The sequence below is a fragment of the Paracidovorax citrulli genome, assembly GCF_900100305.1.
In the GTDB taxonomy this organism is placed as follows: domain Bacteria; phylum Pseudomonadota; class Gammaproteobacteria; order Burkholderiales; family Burkholderiaceae_C; genus Paracidovorax; species Paracidovorax citrulli.
Genome location: NZ_FNEY01000010.1, coordinates 15,027 through 37,061 on the forward strand (window position 1 = coordinate 15,027; position 22,035 = coordinate 37,061).

The 22,035-nt window shown below is 71.0% G+C and carries 18 protein-coding genes; 7 read left to right on the forward strand and 11 right to left on the reverse strand.

All coding sequences use genetic code 11. The features are described 5' to 3' along the window. The first annotated feature begins 31 nt into the window (after positions 1 to 31). The 4 genes from BLR99_RS08785 to BLR99_RS08800 all read left to right on the forward strand — a co-directional run bounded on the left by BLR99_RS08785 (position 32) and on the right by BLR99_RS08800 (position 4,187). The gene (locus BLR99_RS08785; protein WP_011796150.1) at positions 32 to 811 is read left to right on the forward strand and encodes an oxepin-CoA hydrolase, alternative type; all 780 of its coding nucleotides are present in this window, start codon (positions 32 to 34) and stop codon (positions 809 to 811) included. 174 nt (positions 812 to 985) lie between these two features. Next, entirely contained in the window at positions 986 to 1,705 is a 720-nt protein-coding gene (locus BLR99_RS08790; RefSeq protein WP_011796151.1) for a Crp/Fnr family transcriptional regulator, read from the forward strand. Between the two features lie 49 nt (positions 1,706 to 1,754). After that, positions 1,755 to 2,840 (forward strand): phosphotransferase, encoded by a 1,086-nt coding sequence (locus tag BLR99_RS08795; protein ID WP_011796152.1) that lies wholly within the window; start codon positions 1,755 to 1,757, stop codon positions 2,838 to 2,840. A 72-nt stretch (positions 2,841 to 2,912) separates the two neighbouring features. Beyond that, a complete protein-coding gene (locus BLR99_RS08800) occupies positions 2,913 to 4,187 on the forward strand; it encodes an acyl-CoA dehydrogenase family protein (RefSeq protein ID WP_011796153.1) in 1,275 nt (424 codons plus the stop codon). Positions 4,188 to 4,241: 54 nt separating this feature from the next. Here BLR99_RS08800 and BLR99_RS08805 read toward each other — a convergent pair whose 3' ends face one another. The 7 genes from BLR99_RS08805 to xopV form a co-directional block, all read right to left on the reverse strand. Then, complete coding sequence (locus BLR99_RS08805) at positions 4,242 to 6,812, reverse strand: penicillin acylase family protein (protein ID WP_048857721.1); 2,571 nt, start codon at positions 6,810 to 6,812, stop codon at positions 4,242 to 4,244. Positions 6,813 to 6,885: 73 nt separating this feature from the next. Continuing rightward, positions 6,886 to 7,833 (reverse strand): adenylate/guanylate cyclase domain-containing protein, encoded by a 948-nt coding sequence (locus tag BLR99_RS08810; RefSeq protein WP_011796154.1) that lies wholly within the window; start codon positions 7,831 to 7,833, stop codon positions 6,886 to 6,888. Positions 7,834 to 7,842: 9 nt separating this feature from the next. Next, positions 7,843 to 8,829, reverse strand: a complete 987-nt coding sequence (locus BLR99_RS08815; protein ID WP_017439748.1) for an LD-carboxypeptidase — start codon at positions 8,827 to 8,829, stop codon at positions 7,843 to 7,845. 89 nt (positions 8,830 to 8,918) lie between these two features. Continuing rightward, positions 8,919 to 10,373 (reverse strand): tRNA adenosine(34) deaminase TadA, encoded by a 1,455-nt coding sequence (tadA, locus tag BLR99_RS08820; RefSeq protein WP_011796156.1) that lies wholly within the window; start codon positions 10,371 to 10,373, stop codon positions 8,919 to 8,921. A 52-nt stretch (positions 10,374 to 10,425) separates the two neighbouring features. Next, positions 10,426 to 10,671 (reverse strand): hypothetical protein, encoded by a 246-nt coding sequence (locus BLR99_RS08825; RefSeq protein WP_011796157.1) that lies wholly within the window; start codon positions 10,669 to 10,671, stop codon positions 10,426 to 10,428. 158 nt (positions 10,672 to 10,829) lie between these two features. After that, positions 10,830 to 11,990, reverse strand: a complete 1,161-nt coding sequence (locus BLR99_RS08830; protein ID WP_074687074.1) for a branched-chain amino acid ABC transporter substrate-binding protein — start codon at positions 11,988 to 11,990, stop codon at positions 10,830 to 10,832. Positions 11,991 to 12,133: 143 nt separating this feature from the next. Beyond that, positions 12,134 to 13,114, reverse strand: a complete 981-nt coding sequence (gene xopV / locus BLR99_RS08835) for a XopV/AopV family type III secretion system effector (RefSeq protein ID WP_228195426.1) — start codon at positions 13,112 to 13,114, stop codon at positions 12,134 to 12,136. 201 nt (positions 13,115 to 13,315) lie between these two features. On the opposite strand from xopV, the gene BLR99_RS08840 reads away from it, so the two are divergent. Next, the gene (locus BLR99_RS08840) at positions 13,316 to 15,325 is read left to right on the forward strand and encodes a peptidase U32 family protein (RefSeq protein WP_011796160.1); all 2,010 of its coding nucleotides are present in this window, start codon (positions 13,316 to 13,318) and stop codon (positions 15,323 to 15,325) included. 27 nt (positions 15,326 to 15,352) lie between these two features. On the opposite strand, the gene BLR99_RS22555 is transcribed toward BLR99_RS08840, so the two are convergent. Next, entirely contained in the window at positions 15,353 to 15,568 is a 216-nt protein-coding gene (locus tag BLR99_RS22555) for a hypothetical protein (RefSeq protein ID WP_133246110.1), read from the reverse strand. 176 nt (positions 15,569 to 15,744) lie between these two features. Here BLR99_RS22555 and BLR99_RS23075 point away from each other — a divergent pair, with 176 nt between their 5' ends. Then, the gene (locus BLR99_RS23075; protein WP_017440123.1) at positions 15,745 to 15,900 is read left to right on the forward strand and encodes a hypothetical protein; all 156 of its coding nucleotides are present in this window, start codon (positions 15,745 to 15,747) and stop codon (positions 15,898 to 15,900) included. A gap of 35 nt (positions 15,901 to 15,935) precedes the next feature. Here BLR99_RS23075 and BLR99_RS08850 read toward each other — a convergent pair whose 3' ends face one another. Next, positions 15,936 to 17,921: a S9 family peptidase gene (locus BLR99_RS08850; protein WP_011796162.1), complete on the reverse strand. Its 1,986-nt coding sequence runs from the start codon at positions 17,919 to 17,921 to the stop codon at positions 15,936 to 15,938. 263 nt (positions 17,922 to 18,184) lie between these two features. On the opposite strand from BLR99_RS08850, the gene BLR99_RS08855 reads away from it, so the two are divergent. After that, positions 18,185 to 19,471: an O-acetylhomoserine aminocarboxypropyltransferase/cysteine synthase family protein gene (locus tag BLR99_RS08855; RefSeq protein WP_011796163.1), complete on the forward strand. Its 1,287-nt coding sequence runs from the start codon at positions 18,185 to 18,187 to the stop codon at positions 19,469 to 19,471. 16 nt (positions 19,472 to 19,487) lie between these two features. Here the strand turns inward: BLR99_RS08855 and egtB are convergent, their stop codons facing one another. Both egtB and egtD read right to left on the reverse strand, forming a co-directional pair. Continuing rightward, complete coding sequence (gene egtB, locus BLR99_RS08860) at positions 19,488 to 20,900, reverse strand: ergothioneine biosynthesis protein EgtB (protein WP_011796164.1); 1,413 nt, start codon at positions 20,898 to 20,900, stop codon at positions 19,488 to 19,490. Positions 20,901 to 20,918: 18 nt separating this feature from the next. Next, complete coding sequence (gene egtD, locus BLR99_RS08865) at positions 20,919 to 21,857, reverse strand: L-histidine N(alpha)-methyltransferase (RefSeq protein WP_011796165.1); 939 nt, start codon at positions 21,855 to 21,857, stop codon at positions 20,919 to 20,921. Positions 21,858 to 22,035: the final 178 nt, after the last annotated feature.

Below are 22,035 nucleotides of genomic sequence, written 5' to 3' on the forward strand. Positions count from 1 at the left end.
CTCCACCGCCCGCAGCCCGGAACCGCCTCACATGCCCGCAAGACTCGAGAGCACCAGCCACGGCCAGACCCTCGTGCTGACCATCCACAACCCGGAGATGCGCAACGCGCTCGATCCGGCCATCTACGCGGCCGGCGTGGAGGCGCTCAACGGCGCCGAGCGCACGGCCGAAGTGCGTTCGGTCGTCATCACGGGCGCCGGAGGGCACTTCTGCGCAGGCGGCGACCTGAAAGGCCTGCAGGCGCTCCGGCAGCAGGGCGCCGAGGCGCAGGGGCGTGCCGTGGAAGGGCTGCACCACTGGATCGAGGCCATCCGCACCTATCCCAAGCCGGTCATCGCCGCGGTGGAGGGTGCCGCCGCGGGCGCCGGATTCTCGCTGGCGCTGGCCTGCGACATGGTGGTGGCCGCGCGCGATGCCGTCTTCGTGATGGCCTACGCGGGCATCGGCCTGTCGCCGGACGGCGGCGCGAGCTGGAGCCTCGCGCAGGCGCTGCCGCGCCAGCTCGCCGCCGAACTGCTGCTGTGCGGCGAGCGCATCGGCGCGGAACGCCTGCATGCGCTGGGCGTGGTCAACCGGCTGGCGCGCCCCCAGGAAGCGCTGGCCTGCGCGCTCGCCCTGGCCGAGACGCTCAATGCCCGCGCGCCCAATGCGCTGGCCGGCACCAAGGAACTGCTCTCGGAAGCGCCCCTGCACACGCTGGCCCGGCAGCTGGAGAAAGAGCGCGACCAGTTCGTGCGCAACCTGCAGCACCCGAACGCGGGCGAAGGCATCGCCGCCTTCCTCGAAAAGCGCACGCCGCGCTATCGCTGAGCGCGCCCCGGCCGGTCGCCGTAGCCTTCCTTTGCCGTAGCCTTCGCCGTTGTCCCGCGCCGCACGCGCGGGCGTGCACAGACACGCGCGCGACATCCGCAGGCCCGCGGCCGCCGGGGGACCCGGTCCCGCGGGCGACAATGCTCCCGCCACCAGTCACGCAAAAGACAGACCATGGACGACCCCATTCTTACCATCGAAGAACGAGAGGCGATCAATACCGGTCGCTGGTTTTCCTCCCTTTCCCCTTCGCTGCGGCACGACATACTCCGATGCGCCTACGTCAAACGCTTCAAGGATGGCGGCCTGATCGCCGCCCGCGGCGATCCGCCCGAGGAATGGATCGCCTGCGCGAAGGGCGCGGTGCGCGTGAGCTCCACGTCGATCTCCGGCAAGCAGATCACGCTGACCTACGTGGAGCCGGGCATCTGGTTCGGCGACGTGGCGATCTTCGACGGCGACCGTCGCACGCACGATGCCTACGCGCACGGGGACACCACCATCCTCTGCGTGGCCAAGGCGGATTTCCGCAAGATCCTGGCCACGCACGTGGAGTTCTACGAAGCGATGCTGCGCCTGCATGCGCGGCGCATCCGCCAGCTCTACGGCCTGGTGGAGGATCTCAACACCCTGCCCTTGCGCGCGCGCCTGGCCAAGCAGCTGCTGCACCTCGTGCGCAGCTACGGCATCCCCAGCCTGTCGCAGGGCGACGAGATCCGCATCGGCCTGCAGCTGGCGCAGGAAGAACTGGCGCAGCTGCTGGGCGCATCGCGCCAGCGCGTGAACCAGGAACTGAAGGCCATGGAGCGCGAGGACGCCATCCGCATCGAGCCGGGCGGCCTGGTCGTGCGCGACCGTGACGTCCTGATGCGCATCGCCGAAGCCGACCACTGACGCCGACCTCCCTGCCGCCCACGCACCACCTGCCACGGAACCACCGCCCATGCCCTCTTACGAACACTTCACCGGCACCCGCCCCGTTTCCGAGCAGCATGCATTCGACACGGATGCCCTCTCGGCCTGGATGGCGGAGCATGTGGAAGGCTTCGAGGGCCCGCTGGCGGTGGAGATGTTCAAGGGCGGGCAGTCCAACCCCACCTTCAAGCTGAACACGCCGTCGCGCAGCTACGTGATGCGGGCCAAGCCCGGGCCGGTGGCCAGGCTGCTGCCCTCCGCCCATGCGGTGGAGCGCGAGTTCCAGGTGATGGGCGGGCTGGCCGGCACCGGCGTGCCGGTGCCGCGCATGTACGCGCTGTGCGAGGACGAATCCGTGATCGGGCGCGCGTTCTACATCATGGAGTTCCTGCAGGGCCGCGTGATGTGGGACCAGGCCCTGCCGGACATGGACCCTGCCGCGCGCGGGGCCATCTACGACGAGATGAACCGCGTGATCGCGGCACTGCACACCGTGCCCTTCGCCGAGCGCGGCCTCGCGGGCTACGGCAAGCCGGGCAACTACTTCGAGCGCCAGATCGGCCGCTGGAGCAAGCAGTACGTGGCCTCCATCACGCAGCCCATCGAGGCCATGGACCGGCTCATGGAATGGCTGCCCGCCCACATGCCCGCGAGCGCGCGCGACGAAAGCCGCGTCTCCATCGTGCACGGCGACTTCCGGCTCGACAACCTGATGTTCCACCCCACCGAGCCGCGCGTGATCGCCGTGCTCGACTGGGAGCTTTCCACCCTCGGGCATCCGCTCGCGGATTTCAGCTACCACTGCATGGCATGGCACATCCCGCCCGGCATGTTCCGCGGCATCGGCGGCCTGGACCACGCCGCGCTGGGCATCCCCACCGAAGACGAGTACATCCGCCGCTACTGCGAGCGCACCGGCTTCGGCACGCCCGAGGCGCTGCGCGCGGACTGGAACTTCTACCTCGCCTACAACCTGTTCCGCCTCGCCTCCATCCTGCAGGGCATCGCCAAGCGCGTGGAGGACGGCACCGCGTCCAGCGCGCAGGCGCGCGCCTCTGGCGAAGGCGCCCGGCCCCTGGCCGAGATGGCCTGGGGCTTCGCGCAGCGCATGTAGGCGCCGGCAGGCCCGTTCCGCAGCCCTCTTTCCGCGCACCCGCGCGGCCCGATTTCAACCGGAGACACCGCGATGGATTTCGACTACTCCCCCAAGACCAAGGACCTGCAGGCGCGCCTGCTGAAGTTCATGGACGAGCACATCTACCCGTCCGAAGCCGCCTACACCGCGGAACTGGCGGCCAACACGGCCGCGGGCCGGCGCTGGACGGCGCTCGACACCATCGAGAAGCTGAAACCCAAAGCCCGCGCGGCCGGCCTCTGGAACCTGTTCCTGCCGGTGGATTCCGCCGCGGCCTCGGGCTATGAAGGCGCCGGGCTCACCAACCAGGAATACGCACCGCTCGCCGAGATCATGGGCCGCGTGCCCTGGGCCAGCGAAGTGTTCAACTGCTCCGCGCCCGACACGGGCAATATGGAAACCATCGCCCGCTACGGCAGCGAGGAGAACAAGGCCCGCTGGCTGCGCCCGCTGCTGGAAGGCGAGATCCGCTCGGCGTTCGCGATGACCGAACCCGACGTGGCCTCCAGCGATGCGACCAACATCTCCACCCGCATCGAGCGCCAGGGCGACGAGTACGTCATCAACGGCCGCAAGTGGTGGATCTCCGGCGCGGCCGACCCGCGCTGCAAGGTCTTCATCACCATGGGCAAGAGCGATCCCGAGGCACCCAGGCACTCGCAGCAGAGCATGGTCCTGGTGCCCGCGGACACGCCCGGCATCCGCATCCTGCGCCCGCTCAACGTGCTGGGCTACGACGACGCGCCCCACGGCCACGTCGAGATGGTATTCGAGAACGTGCGCGTGCCGGCCAGCAACATCCTGCTGGGCGAAGGCCGCGGCTTCGAGATCGCCCAGGGGCGCCTGGGCCCCGGCCGCATCCACCACTGCATGCGCCTGATCGGCCTGGCCGAGCGCGCACTGGAGCTGATGTGCCGCCGCGCGTCCTCGCGCGTCGCCTTCGGCAAGACCGTGGCCCAGCAGACCGTGACGCAGGAGCGCATCGCCGAGGCCCGCTGCAAGATCGACATGGCCCGCCTGCTCACGCTCAAGGCCGCCTGGCTCATGGACGTGGCCGGCAACAAGGTCGCCAAGACCGAGATCGCGATGATCAAGGTGGTGGCCCCCAGCATGGCCTGCCAGGTGATCGACTGGGCCATGCAGGTGCATGGCGGCGGCGGCATGTGCGACGACTTCCCGCTCGCCTATGCCTATGCCGGCGCGCGCACCCTGCGCTTCGCGGACGGCCCGGACGAGGTGCACCGCAACGCCATCGCGAAGTGGGAGCTGGGCAAGTACTCGGCCTATGGGCGGGGGGTCGAGGTGCCGGTCACGCGCGGCTGCTGAGTTGCCGCGGGGGATGACCGCGCCCCCCGCGCCCGCGGGAAGCGCACCGCAGCGTCAAGGCAGCAGCGTCAGTGCGTGCGACCACCGCTCCGGCCGCAATTGCAACGCTCGATATCCCCCCTCCACCCACTCCCCCCGCATATCCCGGTACCGCGGCGAGAACACCAGCCCGCTCTGCCCCGTCTGGTAAATGAAGCGCGAGGCCTCCAGGTCCGACAGGTCATAGACCGCCCGCAGCGACGCGGCATGCCGGTTCACGAAGGGCCCGTCCTTCTTGCCGGCGTCGTACTGCCCCACGTTGACCGTATAGGCATCGCCCGGGGACGGCACCTGCACGTCGAAGAACCGGGCCAGCGCCGGCACGCTGCCGAAAGGCCGGTGCACGCTCAGGGCCGGGTGGGCGCGGCCCCACTGCCAGCGGGCGGGGTCGGGCCCCTGCTCCGCGGCCAGGCGGTCCAGCGCGCGGCCCAGGGCGTCGGCGGACTGCCGCTCGCAGCCGGCCGGCTGGCACCACCATGCGTCGTTGCGCTCGAGGATGCCCTCCAGGCCCGCACGGTAGTCGCGGCGGCCGTAGGTGGCGGTGAAGCGCTCGACGCCGATGCGCGCGGCGATGGTGCCGCGGGCCAGTTCGTCCACCCAGGCGGCGAAGACCAGCGGGGTGGCCCGGTCGGCGCGCATGGCGCCGTCGAATCCCTGCAATTGCGCGGCAGCAGCGCCGGCCAGCGGATGGGGGTGCCCCGCCAGCGCGCGCTGCAGGTAGGGCAGCAGGCGGAGGGTGGCGAGCGAGACGACATCGCCCTGCAGGCGCTGCATGCCGGCCATGTCGATCTTTTCGGCGGCTTCGAGCTGCTGCGCGATGCGGTCGTGCCGGTAGGGCAGTGCCCAGTCCTGGGTCAGGAAATGCGGATAGCCCTCGGGCGTGATGCGCTGGTTGGCGGTGGCGATCCAGCCGCGGGCCGCGCCGTCGTCCTGAGGCGTCTCGGCATAGGGCAGCCAGCCCTGCCAGTCGTAGCGCGCCTCCCAGCCGGGGGCCGGCGCAACGCCGTTCAGGTCGTTGCCCGGGGCGCGCACGGGCACGCGCCCGACGGCCTTGAAGGCGATGCGGCCCGCGGTGTCGGCGGCTACCACGTTCTGCATGGGTGAGTGGTAGTCCGACAGGGCATCGAAAAGCTCTGCCACATTGCGCGCATGGTTCAGGCGCAGGCCCGCCAGCACGGTGCGGTTGTCGGCATCCAGGGCGCTCCAGCGCAGCGCGAGCACGGCGCGATGCAGGTCCAGCACGCGGCCATGGGATTCGACCACGTCGCTCAGCACCGGGCCGTGCCGGGTGGCGCGCAGCGTCACCGCCACGTCGGGCTGGCCCTTGACGCGGATGGTCTCCTGGCGCTCCGTGAACTCCGCCCAGCCGTCGGGCGTGCGGTAGCGGCGCGGGTTGCCAGGATCGATCCGTTCGATGTAGAGGTCCTGCACGTCGGGGCTGGTGTTGGTGAAGCCCCAGGCCACGCCTGCGGTGCGGCCCAGCACCACGAAGGGCAGGCCCGGCAGGGTCGCCCCCACCACCTCCAGGGGAGGGATGCGCGAGCCGTCGGCGGCGCGGCCTTCCGGTGCATGCAGGGCGGCGTAGTACCAGATGGCGGGCGCCGAGAGGCCCAGGTGGGGGTCGTTGGCCAGCAGCGGCTTGCCGCTCGCGGTGCGCGAGCCGGCCACCACCCAGTTGTTGCTGCCCTTGCCTTCGTTGGTGCCCGCGTCGCTCACCAGCGCGCGCGACCATTCCAGCCATTGCCGCGTGCCGTCGCCCGCCAGGGCCGTCACAACGCCGGGCACGGCGGTGGAGGCCGCGGCGGATGTGCCTGGGGAAGCGGCCGTCGCGGCAGCGCCCTGCCCCGCGCCGCGGTAGATGCCCATGCCCCGGTAGAGCGCCGCCAGGTCCACGCGGGTGGCTGGCGGCTCGCCGGGGTAAGGGGGCAGCAGCTGCCACAGGCGGTCGGTGTCCAGCGCCTGGGCGAGCGAGAGGCGCGTGAATTCCTGGCCCCAGTTGCCGCCCATGTCCAGCGCCATCATCAGCGCCCAGCCCACGCTGTCCTCGGGGGTCCAGGCGTCGCGGCCGTCCTTTCCGTCCAGGGGCGGCACGCCCAGCAGCAGGAATTCCGGCGGCAGCGCCCGGCCGCTGCGGTGGAAGCTGCCGATGCCGCGGGCATAGGCCTGGAGCGCCTCCTTCGCCGGGGCCGGCAGGCCGGCGTACTGGCGCCGTGCGGTGCCCATGATGTCCAGGGCGCGCATCAGCTTGTCGGTGTCCAGCGCGGCGGGGCCGAACAGTTCGGACAGTTGCCCGCGCATGAGGCGCCGGTTGAACTCCAGCTGCCATGCGCGCTCCTGCGCATGCACATAGCCCATGGCGAACCAGGCATCCTGCGCGGAGGCGGCATGGATGTGGGTCACGTCGGAGGGGTCGCGCCGCACCTGCACGGGCGCCACGAGCCCGGGCGCGGAAAGCCGTCCGTCGAGCGCCGGGAAGCGGCTGTGCACATAGCACGCCACCACCGCGCCGCCGAGCAACGTGAGCGCCACCGCCGCGACGGCGCCCCAACGCATCCAGGATCCTGCTTTCCACTGTCGCAACCGCATGGCTTCGCACCTCTCGAAATGGAGCACGATTGTCGTGCAGCGACGCGGCCGTGGGCGGACCCTGCTCGGGAAATCAGTAAGGAGGGAGCGTGTCCCAGGTTTCCGGCAGCTCGGTGTCGGTGACGCCGAACCCCAGCGTGGGCGTGTCCGTGCGGCCGAAAGGCACGCCGAGCGCGATCTGCCCGCTGCCATGCAGCAGGCAGGCGGAGCGGCGCAGCGCCACGACGGTTTCGCTGCCGTCGAACCGCACCCAGCTGCCGTAGCTGCTGAGGTCGGTGAACACCACGGTGCCGCCGCGCCATTCGATGCGCGCGTGCAGGCGCGACACGCGCGGATCGGCGACCCGGACCGGCGCCTGCGAGCCCCGGCCCACGTGCAGCGGGCTGTCCGCCGCGCCGAAGGTGCGGATGGAGCCGGACCAGGCCAGCTCGATCCAGGTGTTGGGCTGCTGGATCGGCGCCAGCTCGCTCGCCAGGCCGGCGCGCTGCGTCAACGGGCCGTGCTCCTCGCCCACCCGCCAGTCCACCTGGTACACCAGCAACGGCTCGGCCCGGCCGCGCAGTTCCAGCGCGCCCATGCGCACGTAGCCCGCGCCGTCCACGCTGCCCGCCAGTTCCACGGTGGCGGCATCGGCGAGGATCTCGCGGGCGCCGGCGCGCTCGCACAGGCGGGAGGCGATGTTCACCGCATCGCCATAGGTATCCCCGTCCACCTCCACCAGCTCGCCGTAGGCCATGCCGACGCGCAGGTCCATCACGCCATCCGGCTTGCCGGGCCGCTCGTGGTGGCGCCGGGCCATGTCCGCCACCGCGGTGACGGCGGAGGCTGGCTCGCCGAACACGGCCAGCACGCCGTCGCCCAGCGTCTTCACCACCCGGCCGCCATGGTGGCCGAGCGCGGCCGCCATCCATTCGGTCAACCCCGTCACCGCCGTGGTGGCCAGGGTGTTGCCCTGCGCCTCGAACAGCGCCGTGGTGCCGACGATGTCGGAAAACACGACGGTGTGCCGGACGGTTCTCATGGGCGGTGCTCAGTGGCCGGCGGCGTGGCCCCAGTAGATCAGGGCATCGCGCCCCTCCACGGAGAGGGAGACCGGCGTGCCCACCGGCAGCAGCACCTTGGTGGGCACGTGGCCGAACGGCAGGTTGGTGAGCACGGGCGCCTTGATGCGGGTGCGCAGCCAGTCCACCACGGTCTGCAGCTTGAAGCCCTTGTCGTGCGGCGCGAGCTGGTAGCCGGTGAACTGCCCGAGCACGACCGCCTTCTGCTGCGCCAGGATGCCGGCGTGCAGCAGCTGCGTGAGCATGCGCTCCACACGGTAGGGATGCTCGCTCACGTCTTCCACGAACAGGATCCCGCCCTTGACCTGGGGCAGGTAGGGCGTGCCCACCAGGGAGCAGAGCATGGCGAGGTTGCCGCCCCAGAGCGTGGCGTTGCGGATGTAGCAGTCCTTCACCGCGGGCGTTCCGTCGGCGGCGGGTTTCTCGTTGTGCATGCGCCATCCCGCGCCCTCGCCGTGGCCGGTGAGCAGGTCGTCCAGGCAGGCCAGCATGATGTCGTCGGGCTCGCCTTCGCAGCCCAGGTCGCCGACCAGTGCCGGACCGGCCCAGGTCATGGCGCCGGTCTTCGCGAGCAGCGCGGCCTGGAAGGCGGTGAAATCGCTCAGGCCCACGAACTGCGTGCCCCGCTCCACCGCCTTGGCCACGGCCTTGTAGCGGATGCCGTCCAGGATGCGGGTGAGCCCGTAGCCTCCGCGCGAGATGAGCGCCACGTCGGCGCCGCTCGCGGCGGCGCGGTGGATGGCAGCGAGGCGGGTGGCGTCATCGCCCGCGAAACGGGTATGGACGGCCAGCGCATCCGCATCCACCTCCACCTCGTGCCCCATGGCCTGCAGGCGGGCGACGCCGCGCTTGAACGCGGCCTTGTCGCGCACGGCACCGGCCGGCGAATAGATGTAGATGTGGCGCGGGCCATGGTCGTGGCCGCAATGCGAATGGTCGTGATCGTGTTCGGACAAGGCTCGTCGGGCCGTCAGGCCCGCTCCGGCAAAGGCAGGAAAAAAGGGGGCGGAAAGGGTCGTTGCCGGCGGCGTCTGCAGTGCGCCGCTCATGGATGGAAGTATTCCACAGCGCGGCGCGCCAGTTCCGCGCCGTGGCGCTCCGGCAGCAGGTGGCCGGCATCGGGCCAGACCCAGGGTTCCCCCCCGCCCGCGGGCCACGGCGGCACCGCCCGCGCGTCCATCAGGGCCGCAGCGCCCCAGGCCGCGTCGCGCGCGCCCACCGCGACCGCGCTGCGGCGCCCGGGCGCCGACCAGAAGGCGCGGCCGGCGCGCACGATGGCGGCCGATCCGGCATCCGGCACGGCGGGCAACCAACGGAGGCCGGCGCGCAGGGCGGCGCGGTAGCCCGCATCGGGAAATGGCGCTTCGCAGGCCGCGGCGGCAGCGGCATCCAGGCCCGGCGCGGCTCCCGGGCGCAGCACCGCCGCCTGCCGTGCGGCCAGTGCTTTGCGCCAGGCGGCCAGGCCCGGCGGCAGCGGCGCGCCGTCGCCAGGGGGGAGCCAGGCACTGATCGCCAGCAGCCCGGTGAACCGGCCGGCGGCATCCGGCAGGGCATCGGGTGGTGCGGCCGGCAGTGCCATGCCCGGCAGGCCGCCCTCCCCCTGGGCGACCAGCACGGTGCGGCGCAGGTCGAGCCGCTCCACCAGTTCGGCCAGCGTGCGGTGGTGCCAGGGCAGCGTGTGCGCAGCTTCCTTCTTGGGCTTGTCGCTGCGGCCGAACCCGATCAGGTCGGGCGCCACCACGCGGTCGCCGGCAGCCAGCCAGACCGGCAGCATGTGGCGGAACAGGTAGCTCCAGCCGCCGGTGCCGTGCACGCACAGCCAGGTGCGGGGCGCATCGCGCGGCCCCTCGTCCAGGTAGTGCATGCGCAGGCCCGCCAGGGCCGGCAGGTCGCTGACATAGCGCGGGTCCCAGGGCCAGTCCGGCAGGCCGGCGAAGCGCGCGTCCGGCGTGCGCAGCGCGTCGTCCCGCAGGGGAAGGGCGGCGCGCGCATGGGCGCGCCGGGCTTCGCGCCGCGACTGGAAGAAACCGCTCAGCAGGGCGCCGCATTCCTGCGCCAGCACGCCGCCCTCGATGCGCGTGTGGTGGTTCAGTGCCGGCTGCGCGAACAGGTCCACCACCGAACCCGCCGCCCCGGTCTTGGCGTCGGGGGCGCCGTACACCACCCGGTCCAGCCGGGCGTGCAGCATGGCGCCGCTGCACATGGCGCAGGGTTCCAGCGTCACATAGAGCGTGCAGCCGTCGAGCCGGTAGTTGCCCAGGCGCCCGGCCGCGGCCCGCAGCGCCACGATCTCCGCGTGCGCCGTGGGATCGTGGCCGGCAATGGGTGCATTGCTCCCCCGTGCGACCAATTCGCCATCGCGCACCACCACCGCGCCCACGGGAATCTCCCCCCGCGCGGCGGCCTCCGCCGCCTCCTGCAGCGCGATCCGCATCCAGGCCTCGTCGGCCTGGCGGTCCGCTCCGCCGGGAGCGGCGCCCAGGCCTGCTAGCGGGCCCATGGGAGGCCGGCGCAGGCCAGCGAAGGGCCGCACCCGGTGCGCGGGGATGTCTTCACTTCGCCTCGTCGTCCGGCATGGGCCGCGGCTGCTGCATGAGCGACTCCACCTGCTGGCGCACCTGCTCCTGCACCTGCCGGCCCTGCATCTGCACCGTGGGGACCGACGCGCCGGAGGCCGGTGCCTGCGCGCCCGGCACCACCGGCACCGCCACGCGCGTGCCGCCCACCTGCTGCTTCACCAGCAGGGCCACCACGGCCAGGGCCACCAGCAGGCCCACCAGTCCCAATGCCATGCGCATACCGTCGCTCCTCGTTCATCATCACTGCACGGGCGGCATGGCCGCCCTTCCCAAAACAGGCGTGCCGCGCCCGGAGACCCGGGCGCGGCACGCCACTGTATCGGAACCGGCGCCGCCGGCGGCGATGCCGCGGCGTGCCGGAGTCAGGCAGCACCGGCTCAGTTCAGCGCGACGCGCGCGTTGGCCGGGTAGTGGTAGAGCGTCACGGCGGGCGCCGTCAGCTCGCCCTTGGGCGTGAAGGACACGTTGGCGGTCACGCCCTTGTATTGGGTCTTGGCGATGAAGGGGGTATAGACCTTCGGATCCACCGAGTCGGCGCGCTTCATGGCGTCCACCAGCACCATGGTGGCGTCGTAGGCGTAGGGGCTGTAGATCTGGAACTGGCCGGGGAACTTGGCGTCGTAGCGCTTCTTCCACTCCGCGCCGCCCTGCATTTTGGCGACGGACGCGCCGCCGGTGGCGCAGGTCACGTTCTTGAGTGCCGCCGACTTGGCGGACAGGTCGGGCAGTTTCTCGGTGCAGAGCGCATCGCCGCCGAAGAACTTCACGTCGCCCATGCCGAGTTGCTCCATCTGGCGCAGCATCGGGCCGGCCTGGGCATCGAGGCCGCCGTAGAAGACCGCATCGGGCTTCTTCGGCTTGATGGAGGTCAGGATGGCCATGAAATCGGTGGCCTTGTCGTTGGTGAACTCCTCGGCCACCACCTTCAGGCCCTTCTGCATCGCCGTGGCCTTGAACACCTGGGCCACGCCCTGGCCGTAGGCCGTGCGGTCGTCGATGACGGCGACGGTCTTGAGCTTGAGGTGGTCGGCCGCGTAGATGGCCAGGGCGGCGCCCAGGGCGCTGTCGTTGGCGATCAGGCGGAACGTGGTCTTGTAGCCCGGCTTGGTCAGGTCGGGGTTGGTGGCGGCGGCCGTGATGTGGGGCAGGCCGCACTTGTCGTAGAGCGAGGACGCCGGGATGGAGGTGCCCGACTGCAGGTGGCCGACCACGCCAGCCACCTTCAGGTCGCAGAACTTCTGCGCGATGGCCGTGGCATGGCGCGGGTCGCCGGCATCGTCTTCCGCGGCGATCTCGAAGCGGATCTTCCTGCCGCCGATGACGAGGTTCTGCGCGTTGAGGTCGTCCACCGCCATGCGCACGCCGTTTTCGGTGTCCTTGCCGATGTGCGCGATGCCACCGGAGACGGGGCCGGCATGGCCGATCTTGACGGTCTGCACGTCCTGCGCGCCCGCGGGCGCAACGGCGAAGGCGGACAGCACGGCGGCAGCGGCCGCGGCACGGGGCAGCGAGGGGAGGAAGCGGAAAACGGAAGGCACTTCGGAGGTCTCCTGACAGTCTCGGGAATGGCAAAAAAAGGCCCCGCTCGGGGCGGCGCCGGGGCTATCGTACCGGCAGTCGCACCATTGCGGAGCGAACCGGCGCCAAATCGGTGCGGCCGGGTGATGCAGCCGCCAGCCGCTCACCCCGGAGCGCGCGGCGCCGGACGGGCCAGGGGGATGGGTGCCTTCGGCATCCAATCCACGGCCACGGGCAGGCCGAGCCGCGCGAACATGTCCGCCACCGATTTCAGATGCGCGAGCACGCGGTCTTCGTATTCGCTGAAGCGGCCGGAATCGTTGTCGATGCACAGCGTGCCGTCCGGGCGGGCATACAGCGTCCCGCTGATGTGCGCCTGCGGCAGGCCACGCGTGGCCTGCCACGGCTCGGCGATGAGCGCGCCGCCCACCAGCGTCACGTGGCCCAGCATGAACTGGCGTGGATCGGGGTCCGCATTCCTGGTGGCGTCCTTCTCCTTCTTTTCCTTCTTTTCCTTCTTCTGTTTTTTCTCCTTCATGGCCGCCGGCGGCCGCGAGGCATCCTCCGCCTTCTTCCGGAGACCGGCCGCGACCTGTTCGCGCACACTCTCGGGAGCGCCGACCAGCACTTCACCGATGACCAGCGAACCGTTGGCGGAGATGTCCCACTTGTACTGGATGCGTTGGGCGCGCAGGTCGTCCAGGCGGAGCAGATCCTGCAGCGGGCCCGCGCCCGTGCGTGCGGCTTCCGCCGGCCTATCGACGCGCCGCACCGCCTCCAGGTCGGCCTGGCGGCGGATGAAGAATGTGCTGGTTTCAGGACCCTGGTGCTCGGCGATGAGCACCCGCGTCGGGTTCACGCGCACCCGGCGATAGCCGTGCTGCGCCGGTTCGAGTTCCTGCTTCTGTATCGGGCTGCGGTGGCTCACCTGGCCATCCGCGCCGGTCTTTGCCTTGCCCCGCGCGGGCTGGCAACTGCCGAACCGCGCCGCCAAGGCGGCCTCCCGGCGCATCCCGGCCTCTCGATCGCGCTCCGCAAGCGGGCTCAGGTGCGGCGACGACAGCGAGCGCAGCAAGGGCGCCGCGGCGGGCGCGGACCGGCCCTGCGCCGCGAGGCGGCCCTCCGCATCCGCACTTCGCAGCAATGCTGTGGGCGCAGAGGAACTGGACGATCGGACGGCTGAAAGAGGCATTGGACTGGCTTGTGAAAGAGTTATGGAGGGTATGCAGGCTAGGGCATGCCGCGGGATTCGGGCAGGGCCGAGGCGAAGACGGGCGGCCCCGGGCCGAAGTGCCGCGATGGCCCGGAGCGCCCCGGCGCCGGCCTCCTGGGATAATCGCGCCCCATGTCCCTCCTGCCCCACCAGCTCGAACTTCTCTCCCCCGCCCGCGACGCCGACATCGGCATCGAGGCGGTCAACCATGGCGCGGACGCGGTCTATATCGGCGGACCGGCCTTCGGCGCGCGGGCCAGCGCGGGCAACGAACTGCGCGACCTGGAGCGGCTCATCCGCCATGCGCACCGCTTCCACAGCCGCATCTTCGTCACGCTCAACACCATCCTGCGCGACGACGAACTCGAAGGCGCCCGCCGCATGGCCTGGCAGGTGTACGAGGCCGGCGCCGACGCGCTCATCATCCAGGACATGGGCCTGCTGGAAATCGACCTGCCCCCCATCCAGCTGCACGCGAGCACACAGACGGACATCCGCACGCCCGAGAAGGCTCGCTTCCTGCAGGACGCCGGGCTGTCGCAGATCGTGCTGGCGCGCGAGCTCACGGTGCAGGAGATCGCGGCCATCCGCGCTGCGACCGACCCGGAGCGCTGCACGATCGAGTTCTTCATCCACGGCGCACTCTGCGTGGCCTACAGCGGCCAGTGCTACATCAGCCACGCGCATACCGGCCGCAGCGCCAACCGCGGCGACTGCAGCCAGGCCTGCCGCCTGCCCTACCAGGTGACGGACGACGCCGGCCGCTTCATCGCGCACGACAAGCACGTGCTCTCGATGAAGGACAACAACCAGTCGGCCAACCTGCGCCCCCTCATCGACGCGGGGGTGCGCAGCTTCAAGATCGAAGGGCGGTACAAGGACATGGCCTACGTGAAGAACGTCACGGCCCACTACCGCCGGCTGCTCGACGAGATCATCGAGGAGCGCGAGACCTCCGCCGCGCCCCTGGCCCGCTCTTCCAGCGGCCAGACGCGCTTCACCTTCACGCCCGACCCGAACCAGAACTTCAACCGCGAGTTCACCGACTATTTCGTGAACGGCCGCAAGGAAGACATCGGCGCGTTCGACACGCCCAAGAACCCCGGCCAGGCGATCGGCTGGGTCACGCAGGTGGGCCCGAACTGGGTCGAGCTGGAAACCCATGCGCCCGACACCGTGCTGCACAACGGCGACGGCTTGTGCTACTGGGACCTGCAGAAGGAACTCGTGGGCGTGGCGATCAACCGCGCCGAGGCGGCGCCCGGCAAGTCACGCAACCACTGGCGCGTGTTCCCGAAGGACCCGATGGAGGGTTTCAGGGACCTGCGCCGCGGCACCGAGATCAACCGCAACCGGGACATGGACTGGGTGCGCACGCTCGAGAAGAAATCCAGCGAGCGGCGCATCGGCCTGTGGGCGCATTTCACGGACACCGACGCCGGCTTCGCCCTCACGCTGACCGACGAGGACGGCTTCACCGGCACCGCCGAGGTGGCGCATGCGCACGAGCCGGCCACCGATGCGGGGCGCGCGGAAGCCGCCCTGCGCGAACAGCTCGGCCGCTTCGGCGCCACGATCTTCCACGCGCACGACATCGCCGTCGCGATGCGGCAGCCGTGGTTCGTGCCCGCCTCCGTGCTGAACCCGCTGCGCCGCGATGCCGTGGCCGCCCTGGAGGCGGCGCGCACCGAGGGCCTGCGGCGCCTGCCCCGCGCGCAACCCGTGGAGCCGCCGGCGCCCTTCCCCGAGGACACCCTCACCTACCTGGCCAACGTGTTCAACCAGAAGGCGCATGACTTCTACATGAAGCACGGCGTGAAGGTGATCGACGCCGCCTACGAAAGCCAGGAAGAGGACGGCGAGGTGAGCCTGATGATCACCAAGCACTGCGTGCGCTTTTCCATGAGCCTGTGCCCCAAGCAGGCCAAGGGCGTGATCGGGGTCAAGGGCACCATCAAGGCCGAACCCCTGCACCTGATCAACGGCAAGGAAAAGCTCACGCTGCGCTTCGACTGCAAGCCCTGCGAGATGCACGTGGTGGGCCGGATCAAGAAATCGGTGCAGAACCAGCAGGCGCGCGAGGCGCAGGCGGTACCGATGCAGTTCTACCGCACGCGGCCCGTGCCCGGCGCGCCGCACTGAAGCGGAGCGCGGCTCGCGCCGCGCGCGTCAGGTCCGCCGTACCGCTCCTGCAGCGGCGCTTTTCTCCGGTCCGCGTACCGGCCCCGATCCGGCGTTCTCCGGCAGGCACCCCTGCGCGGCCTCATGCTCATGCGCGCTCGGCGCCACGTTCGGTCCGTCGGGCAGCGCCTCGGGCGCCTGGGCGAGATCGCTCTTGCCGGGGCTGCCGGCAGCCGGCAGGGGTGCGGGAAAAAGAATGGCCATGTCGTGCTCCTTCAGGCAACCGGAGGGCACGGTGTGCGCCCTCCATGCCGACCACAGGGCAACCGCCGTGCCCGCTGGACCTTTTACGCACGGCAAGAGGGTGGGCACGCGCGTTGCCAGTCCTCCAGGGCGGTGGCATCCCGCCGCCGCTCCACGCCACACCCCAGGAGGCCACCATGGCACAGCAGCAGAATGAACCGCAACGCGACCAGCAGCCGAACGCGCAGCCGCAGGAAACCGAGCAGCAGCGCAACCAGCAGCAGCAGGAGCGCGAGCAGAACACCGGCGGCAGCCTGAACCAGGACCGCGGGACCCCGCAGGCCCGCCGCTGACCCGTCCAGCGCGTGCCGGCCCCACGGGGGGGGGGTCAGGGCGCGCGCTGCGGCCGCACCGGAGGCTCCGTCCAGCGCGCCAGCCACTCCACGATACGCCGCACCGCATCCTCGCGCACCGAAGGCGTCCCCGCCGAGGTGAACGCATGACCTTCGCCCGGATAGATCACCAGTTCGCACGGTGGATTCGCCCCGCGCTTGAGCGCGCAGAACAGCGCCTCGCTCTGCCCGACCGGGCAGCGCTCATCGTCTTCTCCCTGCAGGATGAGCGTGGGCGTGCGGGCCCGAGCCGCGCCGGGCAGCGTGGAGCGCTGCAGGTAGGCCTGCGGGACGCTCCAGGGCGTGCCTCCGAAATCGAAGGGGTCCGCGTAGTAGCCGCTGTCGGAGGTGCCATAGTGCCCGCGGGCGTCGGCGACCGGCGCCATCACGACCGCGGCGCGGAAGCGGTCCGTGTGGCCGATGGCCCAGGCGCTCAGGAAGCCGCCGTAAGATTTTCCGCAAACGGCAACTCTTTCATCCGCAAGGCCTTCGCGCTGCAGCGTCTCCAGCGCCGCGAGCACCTCGGGCAGGTCCCGCTCGCCCCAGCAGCCTCGCAGGCGTTCGGCGAAATCCCGGCCGTATCCGGCCGAGCCCGAGGGGTTGAGCGCCAGGATCGACCAGCCGCGGGACCACAGTACCGGCCAGTACGCGGTGGCCTGGTAGTCGAAAAGTGCATGGGACGCCGGACCGCCGTGCAGATCGACCAGCAGCGGCCCGGGGCCCGCGGCGCCGGCCGGGCGCAGCAGCCAGCCATCGATGGCATGCGTTCCGCCTTCGCCGTCGGGAACGGTGAAGCATCGCCGCTCGACGGTCGCGCCAGGGTGGCCCCTGCACCATGCCGCGTTGAACGCAGTGACCGTGTGTGCGCCGCTTCCGTCCCGGCCGCACGCCTGGATTTCCATGGGCTCCGACGGCGTGTGGGCGACGAACGCCAGGCGCGAGCGCGTATGGGCCAGCGCCAGCCGCTGGCGGTCGTCCTCCACGATCACGCGGACCTCGCCGCCCGGCACCGCGATCGAAGCGACTGCATGCACTCCCCGACGCATCAAAAGGGCCAGCACCCGCCCCGGGTCACCGTCCACGAAACGAACGCTGGAGGTTTCGGTCCCGATCTCGATCGAAGGATCACCCAGCGGCTCGACACGGCCGCCTTCGGCATCGCACTGCCACAGCCGCACCAGGGCGTCGCCTTCGTCCCGCGACCCGGAGACGACGATGGTGCGCCCGTCCGGCGACCACACGGGCGACAGCACCTGGGCCAGGCCGTCCGTCAGCTGGCGCGCGTCACCGCCGTCGGCCCGCAGCGTCCAGAGGTCGGTGCGGTGCCCTTCGGTATCGCTGTCGCGCGTGCGGACCATCGCGATCGTGCGGCCGTCGGGCGACCACGCAGCGGCGCGCACGTTGAATGCGCCATCGGTCAGGCGCCTGCACTGGCCGTCGGAGACGCGCAGCACGAACAGGTGGGTCTCCTGGCCCAGCACATAACCCAGCCCGTCCGACTTGTAGGGCAGGCGCCAGACGATCCGCGGGCCACCCGTGCGCGGGGGTGGCGCGTCCGGGCCCGGGCGGCGGCCCCGCAGTTCGGGATCGACCGCCACGGTACACAGCACCGCGAGGCTGCAGCCGTCGGGCGACCACTCGGCCGAGAGCGCGGTACCGTCCAGGGCACCGACCTGGCGGGCTTCGCCGCCATGGCGCGCGATCACGAACACCTGGCTGCTGCCGGTACGCATCGAGATGAAGGCCACCTGCTTGCCATCGGGGGACCAGCGGGGATTGTTGTCCGTGGAGGTGCCGCCCGTCAGGGGCCACGGCGCCCCTCCTTCCAGCGGCACGCACCACAGGGAACTCTCGGAGCGGTCGGCGGCGCGATTGACGCGCTCCACGGTACAGACCAGCAGTTCCTCGGTGGGCGAGCCCTGCACCCCGGCGATCGAGTGGTGGCCCGCGATATCCTCCGCCGTCCACGGCGCGGCGCTCACGCCCCTCCCTCCTGCGACCTGCGGCAGCCTGACGGCGGTTCGGTGGCCATGGCGGCCCGGCGTGGCAGCGAAACGATAGTGTGATGGTGGATCATGGGCAATGGATGCAGGTGGTTGTCGGGGCTCCTGCGGCAAACCGCGTGCCGGATGAGGCATAAGCACATAGCGATCGGTTCGTTCCGCGTGGCGGTGCGACCCGACACAATGGGCCGCACGCACCGGGCGATGCCGGCGCGCCACTGCTTCCGAGGAGACAGCCCAGCATGAAGATCGAGACCCTCGCCGTCCACGCCGGACAGGCACCCGACCCCACCACCCGCGCCGTGGCGGTGCCCATCTACCAGACGGCGGCCTACGCCTTCGACAGCGCCCGGCACGGCGCGGACCTGTTCGACCTGAAGGTGCCGGGCAACATCTACACCCGCATCATGAATCCCACCAACGACGTGCTCGAAAAGCGCGTCGCGGCGCTCGAAGGCGGCATCGCCGCGCTGGCGCTGGCCTCGGGCATGGCGGCCATCACCTACGCGATCCAGACGATCGCCGAGGCCGGCGACAACATCGTCTCGGCCAGCACGCTCTATGGCGGCACCTACAACCTGTTCGCGCACACGCTGCCGCGCCAGGGCATCATCACCCGCTTCGCGGACCCGCGCGACCCGGCCAGCTTCGCGCGGCACATCGACGGCCGCACCAAGGCCGTGTTCGTCGAATCCATCGGCAACCCGCTGGGCAACGTGACCGACATCGCCGCGCTGGCACGGGTGGCCCATGACCACGGCGTGCCGCTGATCGTGGACAACACCGTGCCCAGCCCCTACCTGCTGCGGCCCATCGAGCACGGAGCGGACATCGTCGTCCACTCGCTCACCAAGTACCTGGGCGGCCATGGCAACAGCATCGGCGGCGCCATCGTGGACAGCGGCAAATTCCCTTGGGGCGAGCACAAGGAGCGTTTCGCCTGCCTCAACACCCCCGACCCCAGCTACCACGGCGTGGTGTACACCGAAGCCCTGGGCGAGGCGGCCTTCATCGGCCGCGCGCGCGTCGTCCCGCTGCGCAACACCGGCGCCACGCTCTCCCCGCACAACGCCTTCCTGATCCTGCAGGGCATCGAAACCCTGGCCCTGCGCATGGACCGCATCTGCGACAACACCCTGGCTGTCGCGCAGTACCTGCAGCAGCACCCCAAGGTGGCACAGGTGCGTTATGCCGCCCTGCCCGGCCACCCCGACCATGCGATCACGCAGCGCCTGCTCGGCGGCAGGGCCTCCGGCATCCTCTCCTTCGAGCTGCGGTCCTCGCAGGGCGAGGATCCCCGGGCGGCCGGCGCGCGCTTCCTCGATGCCTTGCAGCTCTTCACGCGGCTCGTGAACATCGGCGACGCGCGCTCGCTGGCCACGCACCCCGCTTCCACCACCCACCGCCAGTTGGGGCCGGAAGAACTGCAGCAGGCCGGCGTGGCCGAGGGCATGGTGCGCCTGTCGGTGGGCATCGAGCACATCGACGACCTCACCGCCGACCTCGCCCAGGCACTGGACGCCGTGTGACGCGATGCCGCGCGGATCAGGCGCTCTCCAGGTCGCGCGCGAGGCGCAGGCCGGAGAACTGCCACCGCGCGGTGGCCGGGAAGAAATTCCGGTAGCTGGCGCGGACATGGCCCGGCGGCGTCGCGCAGGACCCTCCCCGGAGCACGTACTGGTTCACCATGAACTTGCCGTTGTATTCGCCCACGGCGCCGTCCGCCACGCGAAAGCCCGGATAGGCCGCGTAGCTGGACTGCGTCCATTCCCAGACGTCGCCGAACAACTGCTCCAGCGGCGGCTGCCCGTCCGGGCCCGGCCGGGCCGTGCCGGGTGCAGCGCGGGGATGCAGGACGCCGCTGTCGGCGAAATGCCCTTCCGAGGCCGGCATGCCCGATGCCGCCGCGGCGGCCTCCCATTCCGCCTCGGTGGGCAGGCGGGCGCCGGCCCAGCGCGCGTACGCATCCGCTTCGTAGTAGGACAGATGCACGGCAGGAGCCGCCAGCTTGAGCGGCCGGGGACCGGCCAGCGTGAATTCGTGCCAGCCGGCATCGCCGCCGCCCGCGCCCTCTTCCACCGGGCCCCGGCGCCAGTAAAGGGGGTGCCCGATCTTCATGGCCTGGATCCAGTCCCAGCCCTCCGCCAGCCAGAGCGAGGCGTCGCGGTAGCCGCCGGCCTCGACGAAGGCCAGGTACTCGCCCGTGCTGACCGGCCTGCAGGCCAGCGCATAGGGCTGCAGGTACACGCGGTGCCGGGGCGATTCGTTGTCGAAGGCGAAACCGGCGCCCTCGGCCCGCGCGTCGTGGCCGATCTCCGCGACGCCGCCCGGGAACCGCAGCCACCGCAGGGTGGATGCCCCGGAAGGTTCGGCCTGCCGCTCCCGCGGCCCCGCCGGCGCGCCGCCAGCGCTCTGCAGCCGGTAGGCCGGCCACAGCGGGCTGCACGACAGCAGGTGCTTCACGTCGGTGAGGATCAGTTCCTGGTGCTGTTGCTCGTGCTGCAGCCCGAGTTCCACCAGGGCCTCCAGGTCCGGGTCGGGGTCGCCCTGCAGGCCGGCCATGAGCCGCTCCATGCGGGCATCGACGTCCTGCCGGTACTCCAGCACCTGCGCCATCGCCGGGCGGGTGAGCAGCCCGCGCTGCGGCCGCGGATGCTTGTCTCCGACGCCGTTGTAGTAGGAATTGAACAGCACGCGGAACGCGGGGTGGAACGGGGCGAAACCGCGCTCGCGCGGCTCGAGCACGAAAGTCTCGAAGAACCACGTGGTGTGCGCGAGATGCCATTTGACGGGGCTCGCGTCGGGCATGGACTGCGCACAGCAGTCTTCGTCGGACAGCGGCAGGGCCAGCGCCAGCGAGGCCCTGCGCACTTCGGCATAGCGCTCCTGCAATGCTGCCGCTGCGGTGGGCGTACCGCCCGGCGCCATCCGGCGCACCAGGCTCAGGGGAGGGGTCATGGCAGGGGTCTCCGGGGATCAGGGCCGCGCGTAGGCCACGGCGAACCAGCCGCGCTCGTCGGTCCAGACCCGCGCGCGCGAGAAACCCGCCCGCGCCAGCAGGGCCTGGAAGGCCGGCAGCGTGTACTTGTAGCTGTTTTCGGTGTGGATGCGCTCGCCGGGCGCGAAGACGCGGCCGCCGCCGGGCCAGCGCACATGGGCGCCACGGGACGTCTCCAGGTGCATCTCGATGCGCGACAGCCGCCGGTCGAAAAAGGCGCGGTGCTCCCAGTCCTGCGCCACGAAATCGCTGCCGATGAGCCGGTTCACGTGTTCCAGCGCATTGCGGTTGAACGCGGCCGTCACGCCCGCCGCATCGTCGTACGCGGCCTCGAGCACGGCCACGTCCTTGGGCAGGTCGAATCCGATGAGCACGCCGCCGTCGCGGTCCACCAGGCCGCGCATGCGCGAGAGCAGCGCCAGCGCCTGGGGCGGATCGAAGTTGCCGATGGAGGAGCCCGGGTAGAACACCAGCCGCCCGGCGCGGGGAACGTCCTGCGGCAGCATCACGGGCCGCGTGAGGTCGCCCGCCACGGCCTGCGCCTGCAGCCAGGGAAGAGCCTCCTGCAGCCGTGCCACCGCTCCACGCAGGAAATCCGCGGAAATATCCACGCCCACGAAGCGCTGCGGCCGCAGCAGGCGGCACAGCGGCTGCACCTTTTCGCAATTGCCGGCGCCTAGCTCGATCACCGTCTCGACCGCGCCCACCGCCTCGGCGATGTCCTCGCCATGGCGCGCCATCACGGCCTGCTCGGTGCGGGTGGGGTAATACTCGGGCAGCCGGGTGATTTCCTCGAACAGCTCCGATCCCCGCTCATCGTAGAAATACTTCGGGGAAATGCTGGCCGGGTGCCGCAGCAACCCGGGAACGATGTCGGAATGGGCGGATTCGGACCGCTGGAGGGCATGGGCATTCATCGGGATCTCTTTTCCTGAAGGGGAAAGGGCCACCAGCGCCGCAGGGCGACCGGCGGAGTTCACAAGGCCATGCCGGGCGGCGGCTGCGGCGCCTGGGCGCGATGGCCGGTGCCCAGCATTGCAGAGAGCTTCCGCCGGGCTTGTAGGACGCCTGCCCATCGTTCAGGACGGGCACCAG

What these genes read in the sequence shown, in the direction of transcription:
- BLR99_RS08785 (WP_011796150.1), top strand. Translation starts at nt 32, where the DNA reads ATGCCCGCAAGACTCGAGAGCACCAGCCACGGCCAGACCCTCGTGCTG.
- BLR99_RS08790 (WP_011796151.1), top strand. Translation starts at nt 986, where the DNA reads ATGGACGACCCCATTCTTACCATCGAAGAACGAGAGGCGATCAATACC.
- BLR99_RS08795 (WP_011796152.1), top strand. Translation starts at nt 1,755, where the DNA reads ATGCCCTCTTACGAACACTTCACCGGCACCCGCCCCGTTTCCGAGCAG.
- BLR99_RS08800 (WP_011796153.1), top strand. Translation starts at nt 2,913, where the DNA reads ATGGATTTCGACTACTCCCCCAAGACCAAGGACCTGCAGGCGCGCCTG.
- BLR99_RS08805 (WP_048857721.1), bottom strand. Translation starts at nt 6,812, where the DNA reads ATGCGGTTGCGACAGTGGAAAGCAGGATCCTGGATGCGTTGGGGCGCC.
- BLR99_RS08810 (WP_011796154.1), bottom strand. Translation starts at nt 7,833, where the DNA reads ATGAGAACCGTCCGGCACACCGTCGTGTTTTCCGACATCGTCGGCACC.
- tadA (WP_011796156.1), bottom strand. Translation starts at nt 10,373, where the DNA reads ATGGGCCCGCTAGCAGGCCTGGGCGCCGCTCCCGGCGGAGCGGACCGC.
- BLR99_RS08825 (WP_011796157.1), bottom strand. Translation starts at nt 10,671, where the DNA reads ATGCGCATGGCATTGGGACTGGTGGGCCTGCTGGTGGCCCTGGCCGTG.
- BLR99_RS08840 (WP_011796160.1), top strand. Translation starts at nt 13,316, where the DNA reads ATGTCCCTCCTGCCCCACCAGCTCGAACTTCTCTCCCCCGCCCGCGAC.
- BLR99_RS22555 (WP_133246110.1), bottom strand. Translation starts at nt 15,568, where the DNA reads ATGGCCATTCTTTTTCCCGCACCCCTGCCGGCTGCCGGCAGCCCCGGC.
- BLR99_RS23075 (WP_017440123.1), top strand. Translation starts at nt 15,745, where the DNA reads ATGGCACAGCAGCAGAATGAACCGCAACGCGACCAGCAGCCGAACGCG.
- BLR99_RS08855 (WP_011796163.1), top strand. Translation starts at nt 18,185, where the DNA reads ATGAAGATCGAGACCCTCGCCGTCCACGCCGGACAGGCACCCGACCCC.
- egtB (WP_011796164.1), bottom strand. Translation starts at nt 20,900, where the DNA reads ATGACCCCTCCCCTGAGCCTGGTGCGCCGGATGGCGCCGGGCGGTACG.
- egtD (WP_011796165.1), bottom strand. Translation starts at nt 21,857, where the DNA reads ATGAATGCCCATGCCCTCCAGCGGTCCGAATCCGCCCATTCCGACATC.